Origin of the sequence: Asaia sp. SF2.1, from assembly GCF_000505765.1 — a bacterium.
GTDB lineage: Bacteria > Pseudomonadota > Alphaproteobacteria > Acetobacterales > Acetobacteraceae > Asaia > Asaia bogorensis.
In genome coordinates this window covers 71,664-72,008 of sequence record NZ_AYXS01000049.1, presented here as the reverse complement: position 1 = coordinate 72,008, position 345 = coordinate 71,664, and the positions used below count along the sequence as shown (strand labels likewise).

The window sequence follows — 345 nt, the reverse complement described above, 5'->3', positions numbered from 1 at the left end:
CCCCTTGCTGCCGCCTGGGGGGCGGAAAGCGCGCCCGCCATCAGCGCGCACAGCACGGCCAGCCTGATAAGCGCGTCCGATACCGCCAGCCCCGGCTCGTCCCTCCATGTGGCCCTGCGCCTGCGGCTCAAGCCCGGCTGGCACACATACTGGCTCAACCCCGGTGATGCGGGAGACCCCGCGACCCTGCGCATAACCGCAACGGGCGCGTTAAGGGGCGAGGCGCAAACCATTGTCTGGCCCACGCCGCAGCGGATCAGGGACGCCTCCCTGATGTCCTATGCCTATACGGGCGATGTGGTGCTGCCAGTGGTGCTCCCAATGGTGCGCCCTGTGGAACCTTCA

1 protein-coding gene is annotated in these 345 nt (G+C 68.4%); it reads left to right on the top strand.

Going from position 1 to position 345, the window contains the following annotated elements:
- On the top strand, positions 1-345 hold a 345-nt coding region (locus tag P792_RS33880), incomplete at both ends, for a protein-disulfide reductase DsbD domain-containing protein (protein WP_031241543.1).